The following is a 19,560-nucleotide window of genomic DNA, read 5'->3' on the forward strand; positions in this document are numbered from 1 at the left end:
GCTGTTTCAGGACAAATGAATCAAAAGTGAGATTAAATGGTGTATAATCATGGAAAGGGAGGTGATTTCATGGGTGACTTCTTTAATCCGGGACCACATGCGAATTCGACTGATCCCGGCGGGCATAAAGCCAACCATGACGTGAATGCGCAGAAGTATCACACCGAAGGCCCTCCAGGCTTATGGAGGCAAATATCCGATCTGGTTATTGCCATAGCTGTCATTGCCTTTTTCATTTTTGTGATCATGTGGATCTTTTGATCTGTCTCCCCAACAAGCGGCTGTCCAAGACTGGTTTCATGGTCCTGGTGCATCCGCTTTTTGTTGTTTTACAGGTGAATAAATCAGAGTATCCAACACATACTTACAGATACATCTTTTATTTGTAACAGGAGGGGTACTCAGGTGGAGGCAGATGCAGTCTTTGAAGGCGGTGGCGTAAAGGGAATTGCTTTTGTAGGAGCCATTGAAGTGATGGAATCCAGAGGATATACCTGGAACAAGCTTGCGGGGACTTCTGCCGGCGCGATCGTCGCAGCTTTGTTGGCCTGCGGTTACAATAGTGCTGAAATCAGAGAGCTGATGAGCTCGCTGGACTATATGAAGCTGCTCGGGCGTACCAGAATGAACAGCCTGCCGATCTTGAACAAAACGCTTCCGTTAATGATGAAGTCAGGCATTTACAGCAACCACATTTTAGAACAGGTAATGACGGAATGGCTGAAGCGTAAGAAAGTTGTAACGTTTGGAGATATTCCCGAAGGCAAGCTTTCGATAATAGTCTCGAATATAAGCAATGGGCGGATTGCAGTTTTTCCTAATGATTTGCCTCACTATGGTCTGAAGGCGTCCGAATTCCCCATAGCCGCAGCAGTTCGGATGAGCACCACGCTGCCTTTCTTTTTTCAACCCTATGTCTGGCATACGCCCCTGCAGAAGAAACCCTATTATATGCTGGACGGAGGAATGCTTAGCAATTATCCGATCTGGCTGTTTGACGTAGATGGAGTCCCGCGGTGGCCAACCTTCGGATTCAGACTGTCGGAAAGGCGAACCTATGCCCAATCGATAGAGATCAATGGTCCGGTCTCTTTACTCAAAGGGATGTTCAAAACCATGCTGCAGGCTCATGATCAAAGACATGTAGACAAACATGCGGAAGAGCGCACAATATTTATTCCTACTGGTAAAGTAACGACGACAAAGTTCGAATTGACGGAAGAAGATAAGCATTTCTTGCTCTCATCCGGCCACACTGCGGCAGATAAATTCCTGGAGACATGGGATTTCGAAGACTATAAGCATAAATTCAGAGAAAATCATGCAGCATTGCCGGTTCAGCCCTTTTCCGGTGAATCGCAGCAGGAGTCCGGTATTTATCACTGAAACCCAAGGCTACTACTTCCACATTGAGGAGCAGTAGCCTTTTGTCTGGGGATTCACAAATTTGCCAATAGCATTGCCGGGAATGTGAAGGTTTCTTTTATAGAGATCAAGAATATAGACACAATGCCGAAGTGTGAGACAAAGTGGATATTGAAGCTTCTTTATAATGAGGAGTGATGCTTAAGATGGAGTATGAATTTGATAGCGAGATCAAGATGCTGGAAGGCAAAATGAAATGGAAAGTAGTGTATTTCCCTTATGCAGTGAAGGAAATATTCGATACGAACGGTAAAGTGCCGGTTAAAATTACCGTTGACGGACACCGGTTCGAACATACGCTGCTGCCGTCAAGAAACGGGCATTATTTTGTATATAATGAATTCATCCGAAGAGCCGTACTTAAAAAGCCCGGTGACAAACTCCATGTCATTCTTACAAAAGATGAGGAGAGCCGTAATATTGTGGTGCCGGACTACATCACCAGAAACCTTGAAGATCACGATATGCTTGATCCATTCCTGGATCAGCCAGATTATCTTAAGCGGGAGCAGATACATTACATCGAGCTCGCCAAAAAGGAAGAGACGAAGATTAACCGCATACTGGCTTTAATTAACACACTGAAAGATAAATGAATCCTGTTGAAGGACCTAAAGGACAATGGCACTGCAAACGGATTTGGAATGCTTCTCTGTACCCACAATCCGGTATCTATGAAGGACGGTCTGGTCCATTTGGCCTTTTGAGGGGAATCGACAATAAATACTATAAAAGAAAAATATACGTTTTTATTTGAAAAGTCTGCAATAAAAGGTTGCAGGCTTTTTAATTATTTCAATTTTGTGAAAATTAGCAGATTAAGGAACTGAAAGGCAGGAATTTATTAAAAAAAAGTAACAAAGTTAATAGTAACACTATAATATTGATTATAGCCTATATATAAGTAGTAAGAGCCTATAAATGTTAAATATGTAATCTGTGATTTGGGAGAAATTCAGCCGCGTGGTTCTGTTAAATGAGATGAACGAGAGGACGATCCGATGAAAGCTCTAATGATGGGTAATGAGGCAATTGCAAGAGGCGCTTATGAAGCAAATTGTAAAATCATTTCATCCTATCCCGGAACACCGAGTACGGAAATTGTCGAGAGCATCAGTGTCTATGAGGGCGTGTATGCCGAGTGGGCACCCAACGAAAAGGTAGCTCTGGAAGTAGCAGCAGGCGCTTGTATCGCCGGTATCCGCAGCCTGACCACCATGAAGCACGTAGGGGTGAATGTGGCGGCAGACCCGCTGTTCAATATGACCTATGAAGGTGTAAATGCCGGTCTGGTCATTGTTTCGGCAGATGATCCGGGGATCCATTCCTCGCAGAACGAACAAGACAACCGCATTTATGCCAGTCATGCCAAGATGCCGCTGCTCGAGCCGACCAGCTCCCAGGAATGCAAGGATATGATTGTAGAAGCCTACGAGATCAGCGAGCGCTTCAATACGCCTGTCCTGTTCAGGACCACAACCCGGGTGTCCCATTCGAAGGGGATTGTTCACTTTCAGGAAGACCTGGCGGTGGAGGAGAAATTCAAGAACTATAAGAAAAACAAGCTGGACAGGCTGCTCCTTCCGGCCATCTCCAGAAAGCGGCATCTGGAAATCGAAGCGAATCTCCTGGATATTCAGGCATACTCCAATGCCTCCCCTCTAAATGTAATAGAGTACAGCTCTCCGGAGATCGGCATAGTGACGAGCGGAATATCCTATCAATATGTTAAGGAAGTGTTCGGAGATACGGTATCCGTGCTGAAGCTGGGTATGAGTTATCCTTTTCCGGACGAGAAGGCCAAAGAATTCGCTGCATGGGCCAAAACAATCTATGTCGTCGAGGAGGGCGAGCCCTTCATCGAAACCTCACTTAAAGCGATGGGCATTGCCTGTACCGGTAAGGAGATCATTCCCGTCTGCGGCGAGCTGAACCCGGAAATTATCAGAAAAGCGATCACCCGTGAAGAATTCGACTGCTACGAGGGTGTCCAAGTACCGCCTAGGCCGCCTAGGCTGTGTGCAGGCTGCGGTTATCTCGGATTGTACAGCGCAGTCAAGCAGCACAGGGACATTATTGCCGCCGGGGATATCGGCTGTTATACGCTGGGCGGCACCGAGCCGATCAAGGCGCTAGACACCGTGCTCTGCATGGGCGCCTCCATCTCTATGGCAACGGGCATGCAGCGGACTCAGGATTTCAAACCGATGGGCAAGAAGGTATTCGCCTTCATCGGTGACTCCACCTTTTTTCACTCAGGTATGACCGGACTGCTGAACGCAGTTTACAACAAGACTCCGATTGTCATCTGTATCCTGGACAATCGATCCACATCTATGACCGGCAATCAGGAGAACCCGGGCACCGGGCGCACACTGCAGGGCAGCACGTCGGAAGCCATACGGATTGAAGATATTGTGCTCGCACTGGGCATTAAACCGGACAACCTCAGAATACTAGACCCCACCAACCTCCAAGAAACGCAGCAGTGTGTGGACACAGCCAAGCACAGCACTGAACCGTTCGTAATCATCTCCAGACATCCTTGTGAACTTCTCAAAAGCAAAGCGGAACCGACAAAAAAATACATCATTGACAATGTTACTTGTGTGAATTGCAAAAAATGCACTATGCTAGGCTGCTCGGCAATCAAAATTGTGGACCGCCAAATCATGATTGATCCGCTGGACTGCAAGGGCTGCAGCATCTGCCAGCAGGTTTGTCCCTATGACAGCATTAAGGAGGCTTAAGCGACCTATGACAGCAGCTACAAGCATTATTTTAGCCGGTGTGGGCGGAAAAGGTGTCATTACTGTAACCAATGTGTTATCCCAGGGACTGGTTGCGCTCGGGTATGACGTGAAGGTCTCCGAGGTGCACGGTATGTCGCAAAGAGGCGGAAGCGTGCATGCACAGGTTCGTTTTGGCGACAAAATCTACTCTCCCCTGATTGAAATGGGCACAGCGGACTATATTGTCGGCTTCGATCAGATCGAAGCGCTGCGCTGGGGAAGCTTCCTGAAACAGGAGGGGCGGATGCTCGTCAATCTGGCAGAGCTGAATGAAGATACATACAAAGGAAAGTACGAGGACAGCTTCAGCCGGTACAAGCATGTCACTTATGTCGAAGGAACTGCCATTGCCAAGGAAACGGGAAATGTGCGGAATGAGAATTTCGTCATGCTGGGCGCACTGCTGCAGGCGCTTGGATTTGAATTCGGGGCCTGGAAGAGCACGATGGAGAAGTATATCAAGAAGCAGTACCAGGAGGACAGCATTCTCTCTCTGCTTAGAGGGATGAGGGAACAACGGGTTGTCGAAGAAAAGGAGACGGTATATGAGCTCTAAGGCTTCGGCAAGCAAGCTTAAGCCGCGGAGGGCTGCAGCAGGGCAGGATGTGGCGATTGTCGGCATCGGGTGCAGATTCCCAGAGGCAGAGAATTACAGCAGCTACTGGAACAACATGATCAATCATGTGAATTCCGTCAAGCCTATCAGTTATGACCGCTGGCAGAACGGAAGATACGGACTGAAGAATGAGGCGGACCTCGGCTGGGACAATGATCAGTTTGTGAAATACTGTGCTTCATTATCCGGCATCGACAAGTTCGACAATACCTTCTTTAACTTGTCACCCAGAGAGGTGGCGAGCATGGACCCCCAGCAGCGGATTCTGCTGGAGGAAACATGGCATTGTCTTGAGGATTCAGGGATTCCGCTGGCGGAACTCCAGAAGGAACGGACTTCTGTGTATGTCGGGGTTACCGGCAATGACTACGGTCTGATTGCATTGACCGGCGGTGATAAGGTCGATCACTATGCGGGCCTCGGCAACTTCGAATGTATTGCGGCGAACCGTATCTCGCATACTCTGGGCCTGACCGGAGAGAGCCTCTCTCTGGATACCGCTTGCTCCTCTTCACTGGTTGCTGTTCACAAAGCAAGACAGAATCTCCAGGCCGGAGAAGCGAAGTATGCCATAGCGGCAGGCGTGTGCCTGGCCTATCATCCTTGGCGGTACGTGACCTTCTCCAAGTCGAATATGATGAGCCGGGACGGACAATGCAAGGCTTTTGACGAGAATGCGGACGGATTTGTGCAGGGAGAGGGCGTTGGCGTCCTGCTGCTGCAGAAGCTGGAGGATGCGGTGCGGGACGGCAACCATATCTACGGCATTATCCGGGGAACGGCAGTGAACCACTGCGGCGCTTCACAGACCATCGCTGCACCGAGCATGAAAGCGCAAAAGGAATTGGTTGAAGCCGCTTTGCGGCAAGCCCGGGTAGATGCTTCGACCGTCAATTATATTGAGGCGCATGGCACCGGAACCGCTCTTGGCGATCCGATTGAAGTCGAAGCGCTGACCCAGGTGTTCAGGCAGTACACCGATCAGGAACAGTTCTGCACCATTGGCTCGGTCAAGACCAATATCGGACATTTGGCAAGTGCCTCCGGCGTTGCCGGGATCATCCGGGTGCTGCTGATGATGAAGCATAAGACTATTCCCAAGCTGCTCAACCTTACCGGTCTGAATCCGCTGCTGGACTGGGAGCATACCCCGTTTAAGGTAGCCACGGACAACACGGAGTGGGTGCCGGTCAATGAACAGACCCCGCTGCGGGCGGGCGTAAGCGGCTTTGGCTTCGGCGGAGTCAATGCCCATGTGATTCTTGAGGCCTACGAGCAACCGAAACCGGCCAGAGCCAGTAACAAATCCGTACCGGGTGCGCAGCTCTTCACTCTCTCTGCCCTGAATAGCGACAGTTTGAACGAGAGTATAGCCGTCTGGAAGTCTCATCTGAATTCGCCGGAGATAGCGGACGTATCCATCGGAGAGTTATGCAAAACGCTGCTTGCAGGCAGACGCCATTGCCGGGAATACAGAATCGGCGCTGTCATCCGGAGCAGGCAGGAGCTAGCCGAGTATCTGCAATCCGCTGCCTCCGCTGTTGAGCGGCTGGAGCCGGGCCGCAAGCGCTGGTCGGTACATTTCACCAATGTCATCTATACAGGATACACGGAGATTAAGAGCGTGATGGAAGAGCCGTATATCCGCGAAGTTCTTGAAGAGGTTATTGCCGAAACTGAGCTGCGCGGCGGGCCGGCCGCTATCCGGAGTGGCCTTACAATTGCCAAATGGAACAAGGATAAGCTTGCCGCCTACTCTTTCCTGATTAATTATACGCTGGCTAAAGTCCTGATCAGCCTGGGAGTAGATGTCGCATCCGTGAGCGGTGAGCAGCAAGGGACGCTGCTAGCAATGGCGGTCAGCGGAATGATTACGCCTGTTCAGGCGTATGACATTCTGACCGGCAGGGCTACTCTTGCGGAAACGGTGCTGCAAAGACCGGAGCTGACCTTCATAGACCCTGTTCATCAAGTGAAGATTCACCGTATTAACATTGGCCCGGCGTATATTGCCGGCTTGCGCAATGTATGCATCACCGGTGCTGACGCTGCGGCGTTCAGGCATTATGTGGAGAAAGCCAGAATACTCAGCCGAACCCAATTTACCTTTAAGAAATATTTGCGGGATTGGGATCAATCCCCGGCGCTGCAGGCAGCGAAGCTGTCCACAGACTCGCTGCTGCATCAGGAGCAGTTGTTAGCTGCCGGTGAGGGCGGCCAGGCAATGGAGCGGCAGCGTGTTCTTCTGCTATTGATCGCCTACGGTTCGCTGCTGAAGCTGAATCAGAAATGGGATTTGTCGGAACGCATCACTTTAAGTGATGCGCGGCTTAGTGAATGGGTCCAGCTTGTTCTGGATGAGGTCATATCCAAGGAAATGGCCGTCCGGCTGTTAACTTCCTCTGATGAGGAAGAGGCTGGAGTACTCGAAGCTGTCCGGAATCAGCTCAATGAACGGCAGGAGCAATTGAATTTAAATGTCCCCTATACCTGTCTGCATGAAGCCAATCAGCATATGGACGAAATTGCCGGGCCCGCAAGCTGGAGAGAACAGCTTCAGGAGCAATGTGCCGGGCAGAGCGTCCTGCAGTCTGAGGTGATCCGGCTGTGTGCAGGGGATAAGGAAACGGCAGCATTATCGCCTCAGAGTGACGGAGCCTTCGGGTTCCATGAGGTTCTGCTGAAGCTATGGCTGGCTGGCGCAGATTTGGAATGGAGCAGGCTGTATCCCGGCGGAAGCTTCAAGAAGCAGCCATTGCCCGGCTATGCCTTTAACCGTTCTTCGCATTGGATGGCGGCCCCTCAGGCCGCTCCGGCTCAGAGCCATCCGATGATTGATCTGGCGAAGTCCAGCCCGGAGCGGCTGCTATTCGTGAAGACACTTAAGGTGAGCGATTTCTATGTTGGCGAGCATATTGTGGATGAACGGGTGATTTTGCCGGGAGTCGCTTATCTGGAGATGGTCAGGGCGGCCGGCGAATTCGCGGCCAGGACGCAGGTGCATTCCATTAAAGATGTGCTATGGGTGAACCGGCTGGAAGTGGCCGATACACGGGATGCCTATATACAGCTCACTCCCGAATCAGGATATATGAAGTTCCAGGTGTATACCGCGGAGAACGGTACCCGGCTTATTCATTGCACAGGCAAGCTCTATACCGGGACTGCACAGCAGGCGGAGCGGCGCAGCTTCAAGCTTGACGCTATTCAGGCCCGGGGCGGAGTCAGAATTGCCAAGGATTTCTGCTACAACGAGGTGTTTGGAAGCTCCATCGGTTTTCAATATGGGCCAAGCTTCCAGGCTACAACAGAAGCATTGTGCGGAAGCGGAGATTCGCTGGAGAAGCTCGACCTTCCTCCGGACCTGCTGCCTGCATTTAGCCAATATATGCTGCACCCGTCCCTTGTTGATGCTGCGCTGCGGGCAGTGACCTGGATCGGCGGAGCCGAGGCGTACAAGCAGCTAAGATTGCATATTCCGTTCGCACTCGGTGAAGTCCGCATCTACGGCAGGCTGACGCCAAGCTGCTATTCCTATGCGGAGATCGTACCGGAGACCGCAGGCAAGGCAGCGGGGATGAAGCGGTTCAATGTCTACATTCTGAATGAGCAGGGGGAAGTGCTGGTGGAGGCCAGAGACTTCACGATCCGGGCCATTCAGCCAACCAATGCGGTTAGTGCGGCAAGCCGTATTCACCTGTACACTGAGCGCTGGCAGGAAGCCCAGCTTCCGGAAGCCGGGGGGCTTGGCGGCCATAGTGAAGGGATCAGCAAGGCCGAAGTGAAGAATATGCTTTATATGGTCCGGGACAAAGGGAAGGCTCACCGGCTGGCAGAAGCATTCGCCCGGGAGCATATGGTTCCGGACAACATCATTATTGTGAATCCGGGAGCGGACTACAGCGCAGCTGCCGGAAGTCTGGAATACAGCATCCGGCCTGAACAGGAAGCGGATTATGGCAGGCTGCTCACGGAGCTGCTGGCTAAGGGGATAAGGATTGACGCTATTCTGTATGAGTGGGATGGGGAACAGGCAGAGATCCTGAACGCTTTTTATCCGGTTCTGTATCTGTTCAAGGCGGTTACTCAGCTCTATTCCCAGGATCAGGTCCGCTTCTTGCTTGGCGCAGTCCGCAGCGGCAGCCAGCCGGGAGCGGGAATGCTGCGGGGGCTGTCCAAGGCCCTTCAGGCCACCAACCGCAGCTTCATCCCGACCGTAATCTATTGCGACCATGCTGAAGAAATTCCGTTCTACGCGGCGCAAGAGCTGCTGTACCGCAAGCAGGCGTCATTTGTGGAAATTAGTTATACAGGCGGAGCGAGAGCCGGCCGTGTGATCCTTCCGCTGGAGTCACTACCCGAAGCAAAGTTCAGTGGTTTCCGCAAACAGGGTACCTACCTGATTACCGGCGGAATGGGTAAGCTGGGACTTGCCGTGGCCGAATTTGCCCTGCGGAATTATGAAGCCAATGTGGTGCTGACCGGAAGATCCGCACTGGATGAACCGAGAAGCCGTGAGCTTGAGCGGCTGCAGAGTTATCCCGGGCAGGTTATTTACTTGCCTGGTGATATCGCGGAGCGGCAGACTGCCGCCGAGATTGTGGCGCAGGCCCAAGAGGCTTTTCATTCCATTCACGGCGTCATTCATTGTGCCGGAGTGCTCGGTGAGCACCCACTGATGGAAGCCAGTCCTGAACAGATGGCAGAAGTGCTGCTGCCCAAGATCCAGGGAGCGGTCAACCTGGATGAAGCTACGCAGCAGGAGAAGCTGGATTTCTTCGTGCTTTTCTCGTCCGTTTCCGCAATCATTGGAGATTTCGCCAGAGGTACTTATGCGGCGGCGAACAGCTATCTCGACCGCTTTGCCTTACTCCGGGCTGAGCAGGTTAAGGAGGGTATGCGTTCAGGTGCCTCGGTGTCTATCAACTGGCCGGTGTGGAATGACGGCGCGATGCAGTTGTCCGGAGAGGAAGCCGTACAATACCGCCAGCAGGCCGGGATGGAGCAGCTGGATACACAGGCCGGTCTTGAACTACTGGAGCAGCTGGTCCGCACGGGTGAATCCCGTATTATTGTAGCCTGCGGAGAACGGCAGCAGGTGAGCCGGGTACTTGCGGCAGTTACAGAAGAGAAGCCGCAGCAGGAGAGGGTGCTGAATGCTTCCGCGCAGAGTGTTCATGAGCGGCAGCGGGCAGCAGCGGTAACGGTAACGGGCGGGGCAACAGCTCCACTGAAGCTTCCGGTTCCGCCAATCCAGCAGCAGCCGCTTCATAGCGGTCTTGTCCCCAACGTTAAGGTGGAGGAAGCTATTCAGCAGTACTTGAAGGGAGTCGTGTCGCAGGCGACCGGGGTTCCGGCAGCGCAGCTTGAAGCCTCAGCCGACTTCTCCAAATACGGCATCGATTCCATCATGATCATGGAGCTGAATGGAATACTGGGCAAGGACTTCTCCGATTTGCCAAGCACACTTTTCTTTGAATACAGCACGATTGCCCTTCTGGCGGCATTCTTTATGGATAATCATGCGGAATTCTTTCAGCAGTCCGCCGGGGAGTCAGGGCAGAGTAGGGGAACGGAGCAACAAGAAGCAGTAGTGGATGAAGCGGCGGAACAAGTGATGCCAGAAGTGATGGCAGCACAAACGGGAACTGTACAGGAAGCGGCTGTAAAAGAGGAAGCTGCCCCCGCCATGTCCCGGCATCAGGGTGCAGAAGCAGTAAGCGGGGATATTGCGATTATTGGCTTAAGCGGACAGTACCCGATGGCGGATACGCTGGAGGAATTCTGGGATGTGCTAAGCGGGGGGCAGGACTGCATTACGGAGATTCCGCCGGAGCGCTGGGATTACCGCAAGGATTACCATCCTGAGAAAGGCAAGCCGGGCAAAGTGTACACCAAGTGGGGAGCGTTCATGAAGGATGTCGAGAAGTTCGATGCCGGATTCTTCCATATCTCCCCTCGGGAAGCGGAGCTGATGGACCCGCAGGAGCGGCTCATGCTCCAGACCACCTACCACACGCTGGAGGATGCGGGAGCTGCCGCGGATACTCTCTCCGGCAAGAAGGTTGGCGTATTCATCGGCGTTATGAATTCCCATTATCAGCTGCTAGGTGCCGAGCAATACAATAACGGCCGGCTCATGGATGTCCGTTCTTCGTTTGCGTCCATTGCCAACCGGATTTCATATCATTTCAACTTCAAGGGACCGAGCCTGGCCATTGATACGATGTGCTCGTCTGCGCTGGTGGCTATCCATATGGCCTGCGAGAGCATCCGGCATGGTGAGAGTGAAATGGCGGTGGCCGGTAGTGTCAACACCCTAGTGCATCCGGCAAAATATATCTTCCTGACCGATCAGCGATTCGGCTCCACGGAAGGCAAGTGCCGGGCCTTCGGCCAGGGCGGGGACGGCTATGTTCCCGGTGAAGGCGTTGGCGCGGTTCTGCTGAAGCCGCTGGAGGCGGCGCTCCGTGACGGGGACCCTGTCTATGGCTTAATCAAAGGAACGGCGGTCAATCACGGCGGCAAGGTCAGTTCTTATACTGTGCCTAATCCAAATGCCCAGTCCGAGCTGATAGAGGAGGCGCTGCGGAGGTCTGGCGTGCATCCCGAGCAGATCAGTTACATTGAGGCCCATGGTACCGGAACCGCGCTGGGAGACCCGATCGAGGTGGCCGGGTTAACGAAGGCGTTCAAGAAATTCACCGCCAAAACGCAGTTTTGCGCCATTGGCTCGGTCAAGAGCAATATCGGACATCTCGAATCGGCAGCCGGTATGGCTTCCTTGACCAAGGTACTGCTACAGATGAAGCACAAGCAGCTGGTGCCTTCAATTCTTGCGGAACAGCTCAACGAGAATATAGATTTTGCCAAAACGCCGTTCTATGTACAGCGTTCGCTCCAGCCGTGGAAGCCGCTTAAGGAGGAGACGCCGGATGGGCTGAAGGTTCAGCCGCTCAGGGCGGGCATCAGCTCCTTCGGGGCAGGCGGCACCAACGCCCATATTGTGATTGAGCAATATGAGCCGGACGTACCTCCTGCAGCGCAGAGTGAGGAGCAGCTCATCGTGCTGTCCGCCAAGAGCAGGGACAAGCTGCAGGCGCAGGCACGGCAGCTCGCGGCATTTATCGCCCGCCACCGGACGGGGGGACGGGCTGTGGACACAAGTGAGCTAATAGCCGCCCGATTACAGGCTGTCCGTAACCGCTGTCTGGACGTTGTCGCGGAAGTGCTTGGCGTGAACCCCGGGCAGATCGACTACGACGAAATTCTGACTGAGCTGTGCGCGGATGCTGTGCACCAGGTTAGGCTGGCCGATGCCATCAATGAGCTGGTTCAGGAACATGCTGCCGACAGCACGCTAGGGGCTAACCGGTCGCTGCGTGAGCTGATGAATCATCTGGAATTGGCTGAGCTTAACCAGAGGAATGCCGGGATCGGATTTGATACCCAGGCTTACGCCGAGACTGCTGTCGCTAGTGCGGCGGAGATGGATGCCGCCGATACAGAAGGATATACACTGCGACTAGAGGATGTCGCTTATACGCTGCAGGTTGGGCGGGAAGCTTTTGCCGAGAGAGTGGCCATTGTCAGCCGGGATATCGGGGAGCTTAGGGAAGTGTTAATCCGCTTTGCTTCCGGAGAACCGAATTTGCCGGATGTCTACACAGGCAGCCTGGACCCGCAGCGTGATATTGCCGCCATTCTGTTCCAGAACGAATCCGGGCATCAGTTTATCACCAGCGCGGTTCGCAACAGACAATTGCCGCAGATTGCCCAGCTCTGGCTGCTGAAGGCGAAGATAGACTGGAAGCTGCTGCATGATGAACGCAGCGGTGGACGGGTGATCCCGCTGCCGAATTATATTTTTGACAAGAAGAGATATTGGATCGGCAATGGCTTCTCGGCAGCTGCCGCTGAGGCCAATCGCTACACGATTGAAGCGGAGCCGGATTGGGAATCGGAACCGGCCTGTGATGAGCAGAACAGGAGCCTTCGGCCACAAACTTCACAGACTCCGCAAACCGTGACTCCGGCAGAATCGATCGGATATGTAGACACGTCTGCAGACTCGGTGGAGCAATGTCTGAACCGCACCCTGGAGGAGGTCATTTATTTGGAGGCCGGAGAGGTTAACTCCGATCTTCCATTCTCGGAACTGGGCGTGAATTCAGTCTTGACGCTGGAATTGGTAGACAAGCTGAACGACCGGCTCGGCCTTGCACTGCATTCTAATGATTTGTTCAATTACAACACGGTACGGCTGCTGACTGCCCATATTCTGGAGACAGCAGGAACGGGATTTGCGGCCTCCGGGAACTCCGGGCTGGCAGTGGATAGCCCTATAGATCTGAATGAACTTGAACTCTTACTGGAGGGGAGCTAATGCCGATGCAGAGCAGAACACATACACCGGACTTTACGCAAAATAATGGGAATGTGCGCAGCGATGATATCGCCATTATCGGCCTCTCCGGCAGATTCTCCGGCGCCCGCAATGTGCAGCAGTATTGGGACAACCTTGTGCAGGAAGTGAGCAGTCTTCAGGAAGCGCCTGCTGAACGCACGGAGCTGAACAAGCTGACCCCGGCGCAGAGGGCACATATCCGTTATGGGGGCTTTCTCCCGGGCGCGGATCAATTCGATCCTTTGTTCTTCCACATCTCACCTAAAGAAGCGGAGCATATGGACCCCAGACAACGGCTGTTTCTGGAAGAATCCTGGAAGGCCATAGAAGATGCGGGATATTCGCTGCAGGATATGTCAGGCAGCAAATGCGGCATTTTCGTGGGCCTTCAGCAAGGGGAGTATCTGGAGCGGTTCCTTGGTGAGACGAACGAGCATGTCCCTACGGGGAACAGCTTGTCGGTCATTCCGGCGAGAATTTCCTATCTGCTGAATTTAAAGGGGCCGAGCATCGCCCTGGATACGGCCTGCTCCTCGTCACTGGTAGCTTTGTCACTCGCTTGTGACAGCCTGCATAACGGCAGCAGCGAGATGGCGATCGCCGGAGGTGTCCAGCTTATGCTCACGCCATGGATCTATATGTCGCTTGGCAAGCTGGGGATGCTGAACACCGATGGAATCTGCAAGCCGTTCGCCGAGGAGGCGGATGGCATAGGCCTGGGTGAAGGCGTGGGTGCTGTGCTCCTCAAGAAGTATGCTGCCGCGAAGCGGGACGGAGACCACATCTACGGAGTCATCAAGGGCATCGGGGTCAATCAGGATGGTAAAACCAATGGCATTACCGCCCCAAATGGTCTCTCACAGGCAGCGCTGGAACGTGAAGTCTATGAGAAATTCGGGATTAACCCTGAACACATCAGCTATGTGGAGGCACATGGCACGGGCACACGGCTGGGGGATCCGATCGAAGTCGCTGCCCTCACGGAGACCTTCGGCGCATTCACGGACAAGAAGCAATATTGCCATCTCGGCTCAGTCAAAGGCAACATAGGACACACCCTGTCCGCCTCGGGCATGGCGGGTCTGATCAAGGTTCTCCTTAGCCTGCAGCACGGCAGAATTCCCGCTACGCTTCACTCTGGTGAGGGGAACAAGCTAATCGATTTTAAGAACAGCCCATTCTATGTTGGAAAAGAGACCGAGGAATGGCGCAGGGAAGCCGGACGGCCAAGAATGGCGGCGGTCAGCTCGTTTGGAATGAGCGGAACCAACTGCCATGTGGTGATTGCGGAGCATATAGAGCAGGAAGAAGCTGTCAACGGCACAGCCGGGGACAATGACGGGAAAGTGCTGCTGTTCGCTTTGTCAGCGAAAAGCGATACGGCACTCGAGGCCAAGGTACAGCATCTGCGGGATTATCTGCAGGAGCACAGAAGCTTGGGCAGACTGGCCAATATATCGTATACGCTGCTGGCCGGAAGAGATCATTACACCTACCGCAGCATGTTCATTGCCGCAAGCAAGGAAGAGCTGGTCCGGGAGCTGGAGGCTTTTCTTCATAAGCAGCCAAGCTCAGGCTGGTGTAGCGGCGGCGGATCGGGCGGCAGTGAGCGGGTGAACCCTGCGCTGAAATCCAAGATGGAGCAATTGCTGGTCCAGTTTCATCAGGACCGGCTTACTCCGCAGGAACGGGCAAAGGCGGCACAGTTGATTGCCAATTATTACATCAAAGGCTATGCAGCCGATTTCAAAAGCCTGTCCGCTGCCGGGAGCTTCCGCAGAGTGCCGCTTCCAGGCTATCCCTTCGATTATATGCGCTGCTGGATTGAGGCAGCGGATGAGAAGGGAAGCGCGGAGAATGGCGGAGCTGCCGGAAGTACCGCAGCTGCCGGAGGGGCTCGCGGAGTATCCGGAAGTGGCGGAGCTGCCACAGGAGCTGACCAAGTATCCAGAAGCAGTTCAGCTGCCGGGGCTGCCGGAAGTGCTGGAGCAGCGGCAGAGGGGCAGCTACATCCGCTGGTTCACCGCAATGTGTCAACGGTGCAGGGAATCGGCTTCATAAGTGAACCGGAGGCTGCCGGAAAATCCGTGTTCGGCAAGTCCATTTATGGGGCAGCGGTATTCAGCGAAGCTATTCTGCTGGCTATAGGCGCGCAGGCAGCACTGCTGGGAAGTGGTGCTCCGGGTATTGCCTCACTGGAGCAGATTCAGTTCTGCCATCCTGCTTCTGACAAGCAGCAAGTGAAACTGAATATTCAACTTCAAGGTGAGGGTGAGGGGAATTCCCTCCGGTTCGCTATCCTGCACGAAGGACCGCAGCAGGATATCCTGGCGGCAGGTACGGCCAGAACAGGCCTGGCTTATCCGTCTCACGAACCGGCAGCGGTGGATATAGGCAAGCTCAAGCAGGAAGCAGCGCAGGTTCGGACTGGGGATGAAGTCTACCGGGTACTGGAGAATCAAGGTATAGCTTATGAAGCACAGGCACAGATCATAACAGGCTTGTACAGCAGCCTGACAGACCACTTGGCGGTAATTTCACCAGGCCCATTCCATTCGGAGGACGATGTCATGGCAGCTATGTTAACTGAAGCTGTCCTGCAGGGGCTGAACATGGATATTATCGGCAATGGCGGCACGGCGTCTGCAGCTTATGAGATCGGCGAAATACAGCTAATCCGCCAAGCCTCAACGGCGAAATATGTTCATTTTCAGTCGGGTGGTCTGGAGACTACCGGCAGTGAGCTTCATTATGACGTTCATGTGCTGAATGAGTCGGGTGAAGCGGTGCTGTACTTTAAGAACATCCAGATGGTCCCCGTCAGCACCCGTGAGATTGTTACCGGGGAGCAATATGCTCTGCTTAAGAAGGAATGGATGAAGTCGGAGCAGCCTCTTGAGCGCAAACGGGTTGAAGGGCAGTATCTCATCATCGTAAATGAAGAAATGGATGATGACGCACTTGCAGCGGTCAGAGCAAGCTTTGAAGAACCGCTAATCCTGTGTGACGGAAAGGCGCAGCAAGCCCGTGACTCCGTGTTACCTGTTGACTTCACGCTTACAGAAGATAGTGAACAGACGATTGAAGCCGTACTCGGGATGAAGCTGAAACTCAAGGGAATCGTTGATTTCTCCGATCTCCATGCACAGCCGAAGCCCATGTCCAAGCAGAGCTACGGTAAAATCATGCTTCTGCAAGCGCTGGTTAAGCAGGCGGGCAAGGATTTTCGGATTGTTCATTTGACCGGCGGGGTTCAGAATCCGGAGAACCGTACGGCTACTCTGGCCGGAGCGGATATCGCCGGGATCATCCGCACGCTTGGCGCAGAATATAGACAAGTCACCGCCCGCACCGTGGATATCGGCCTGGATGCTTCGGATATTAACCGGCAGCTCCGGATTGTCCTAGGCGAATTAAGCCTGGAATCCGCTACCGCTGAAGCGTGCTATGCGGACGGATTGCGGTATGAGCCGGTTATCACCACGCTGAAGCAGCAGAATAAATGGATCGGCCGCGAACGGCATAACCGGTTGAAGGTAGACCCCAAGAAGGTCTACGTCATTACCGGAGGCACGCGGGGGATCGGGGCCGAGGTGGCCCGTCTGCTGATCCGAAGAGGCGCACGGAAGCTGGTGCTGATGGGGGTTCAGGCTTTTCCTGCCCGGGAGGATTGGCCGGACATCTTGTCCGGCACTGTCCATGATCCGGGAAGTCTGGCACGAATCAAGCGGGTAGTGGAGCTGGAAGCCTCCGGTGCCCAGGTTGAGGTGTATTCCGGTTCGCTGACCGATGCCGGGCAGCTTATGCCTTTTGTTGAGAGCATCCGGCAGCAGTGGGGCGGAATTGGCGGTGTTGTGCACTGCGCAGGCTCCAATCTGAATCAGCACCCGGCCTTTGTGAACAAAAAAATCGCCGATATCCGGCAGGTCTTTGAACCTAAGGTTGAAGGGGTGGCGGCACTCCAGCACATTTTTGCCCAGGATAAGCTGGAATTCTTTGTTCTATTCTCCTCCATTTCAGCTCTGGCGCCGCTGTTGTCTGCCGGGCTTAGCGATTACAGCGCAGCCAACTATTATCTGGACCTGTATGCACAGCATCAGCACACCCTCGGAAACAGTTATTATCAGTCGATCATCTGGCCGAGCTGGTCAGAGGTCGGGATGCTGGCGGATTCCGGATTTCAGCTTAGCCCGCTCTATACACAGTCAGGACTTACCGCACACAGCCTTGCCGACGGCCTCTTCATGCTGGAGGACATCATCATTGGCAGTAATCCGCCAAGTGTGATTCCGGCTATCCTGGATATGGATCTTTACCGCCCGGAATTATTGATCAAGGCAAGCGCTGAACGGAGTAAGGGTTTACCTGGGGCGAAGGCCGTTGTGAAGAGTCAAGGCAGTCCTGACACTGCGGTAGCCGGGGGGAATGTACAGAATACACTGAGTACCCCAAGTGAGCTGCAAAAAGCGTCCGCCCTGATTCTGGATATCTTCTGTGCAGAGCTGAAGCTGCCGGGGGACCGTGTACGTGAGGATGTTCCGTTTGCCGAAATCGGTGTGGATTCCATTCTGCTGATCGAGGTCATTAAGAAGCTGGACACCGCTTTTCAGACCCGCATGGATCCGGCGTTGTTCTTCGAGCTTAGAGACATGCGCGCGCTGGCAGAGCATCTCTGCTCAACCGGCGCAGAATATAAGAGTCAGCCGGAGCTGGTGCAGGATGACCCGCCTTTGCTGACAGGCAATAGAATCAGATTCGCTGAACCGTATAACCGGGTGCCGGAATTTCATTACGGCCGTGGCAGGGAAGCAAGAATGCAAGCGGTACACAACGTACAGGACGAAACGCCTAGCCCTGAAGGCAGGCATGACGGACGGATTGCCGTTATCGGCATGGGCTGCCATTTTCCGGGGGCTGGAGACAAGGACGCCTTCTGGAACAATCTGCGGCAGGGACTGGACAGTATTACGGAGGTTCCGGCCAGCCGCTGGGATAAGGATGAATGGTACGCACCTGTCTATGCAGAAGGCAAAAGCATCAGCAAATGGGGCGGGTTCCTGGACGATATCGAGCGCTTCGACGGCGGGTATTTCGGCCTTAAGGAGAATGTGGAGCAGATCAGTCCGCTCATGCGTCAGTCCCTTGAGGTTACTGCGGAGACCATTCTGGATGCGGGCTATGAGATGGAGGACATCAGCGGGAAGAAGGTCGGTGTATTCATCGGCGCCCATCCAGGCTCTTATCCGGGCTGGGTGCAGGATATCAATAAGAATACGATCATCGGCATCGGGCAAAATTTCATCGCGGCTTATGCCTCCCATTTCTTCAATCTCAAGGGTCCCAGCCTAACGGTGGACAGCGCCTGTTCTTCCTCGCTCCTCAGTCTGCACCTGGCCTGCCAGAGCATCCGCTCCGGCGAGTCGGAAATGGCTATAGCGGGGGGGGTGGATCTGCTTCTGGATGAGCGTCCCCATCTCGTATTCAGCGCCTCCAAAGCCATGTCGCCGGACGGCAAATGCCATACCTTTGATGAGGAGGCGAACGGCATCGTCCCGGGAGAAGGCTGCGGGGCGGTGCTGCTCAAGCCGCTGGCCAAGGCCCTCGCCGACGGAGACAGAATCTACACGGTCATTGAAGCCTCGGCAACCAACAATGACGGCCGTACGATGGGGGTTACCACCCCAAGCATGCAGGCCCAGGAAGAGGTTATCGCTGAAGCGATCCGCCGTTCCGGTATTAACCCGGAGACGATTGGTTACGTGGAGACGCACGGCACAGGTACGATGATCGGCGATCCCATTGAGCTGAAGGCCCTGACCTCGGTTTACAAAAGATATACCGGTGCCACAGGCTTTTGCGGTGTGGGCAGCGTGAAGACCAATATCGGCCATTGCCTCAGCGCGGCAGGCATTGCCAGCTTCATTAAGGCGGCGCTGTGCGTCCACCACAAGATGCTTGTTCCCACGCTGAATTGCAGCCGGCCCAATCCGCGCTTCGACTTCGGGCACTCGCCTTTTTATCCGGTGCTTGAGGCCGCAGCCTGGGACAGCCACGGGGAGGTCCGGCGGGCAGCCGTCAGCTCCTTCGGATTCGGCGGCACCAATGTTCATATGATCATCGGGGAGTGCGGGGAGGATGCACTCAACGGTTATACCCGGCGCAGATATCCGTTGCCTGCACCGCTGTATAACAGGCAGCAGGCCTGGGTAAACCGCGGGAAGGAAGAGGGCAGGCAGACACAGGATGAACAGGATCAGCTGTCCTTTCTGCAATTCGTGGAAGAGTAGGCATGAATACGGGAGAGCGGAGAGGTGTGCACG

At 54.0% G+C, this 19,560-nt stretch carries 7 protein-coding genes; all 7 read left to right on the forward strand.

Annotated features, from left to right (window positions below; translation table 11 throughout):
• Positions 1 to 69 precede the first annotated feature (69 nt).
• The gene (locus MHI42_RS01260; RefSeq protein ID WP_171715704.1) at positions 70 to 261 is read left to right on the forward strand and encodes a hypothetical protein; all 192 of its coding nucleotides are present in this window, start codon (positions 70 to 72) and stop codon (positions 259 to 261) included.
• A gap of 144 nt (positions 262 to 405) precedes the next feature.
• The gene (locus MHI42_RS01265; protein ID WP_342422447.1) at positions 406 to 1,386 is read left to right on the forward strand and encodes a patatin-like phospholipase family protein; all 981 of its coding nucleotides are present in this window, start codon (positions 406 to 408) and stop codon (positions 1,384 to 1,386) included.
• Positions 1,387 to 1,571: 185 nt separating this feature from the next.
• On the forward strand, positions 1,572 to 2,021 hold the full coding sequence (locus tag MHI42_RS01270) for a YdeI/OmpD-associated family protein (protein WP_342422448.1): 450 nt from the start codon (positions 1,572 to 1,574) through the stop codon (positions 2,019 to 2,021).
• A gap of 417 nt (positions 2,022 to 2,438) precedes the next feature.
• A complete protein-coding gene (gene iorA, locus MHI42_RS01275; protein WP_342422449.1) occupies positions 2,439 to 4,175 on the forward strand; it encodes an indolepyruvate ferredoxin oxidoreductase subunit alpha in 1,737 nt (578 codons plus the stop codon).
• 7 nt (positions 4,176 to 4,182) lie between these two features.
• Positions 4,183 to 4,773 (forward strand): indolepyruvate oxidoreductase subunit beta, encoded by a 591-nt coding sequence (locus tag MHI42_RS01280; protein WP_342422450.1) that lies wholly within the window; start codon positions 4,183 to 4,185, stop codon positions 4,771 to 4,773.
• Positions 4,763 to 13,219: an SDR family NAD(P)-dependent oxidoreductase gene (locus MHI42_RS01285; protein WP_342422451.1), complete on the forward strand. Its 8,457-nt coding sequence runs from the start codon at positions 4,763 to 4,765 to the stop codon at positions 13,217 to 13,219. The genes MHI42_RS01280 and MHI42_RS01285 overlap by 11 nt, the downstream gene beginning before the upstream one ends.
• A 5-nt stretch (positions 13,220 to 13,224) precedes the next feature.
• Entirely contained in the window at positions 13,225 to 19,527 is a 6,303-nt protein-coding gene (locus MHI42_RS01290; protein ID WP_342422452.1) for a beta-ketoacyl synthase N-terminal-like domain-containing protein, read from the forward strand.
• Positions 19,528 to 19,560 lie beyond the last annotated feature (33 nt).

The sequence above is a fragment of the Paenibacillus sp. FSL E2-0178 genome (assembly GCF_038593005.1).
Lineage (GTDB): Bacteria > Bacillota > Bacilli > Paenibacillales > Paenibacillaceae > Paenibacillus_AQ > Paenibacillus_AQ phytohabitans.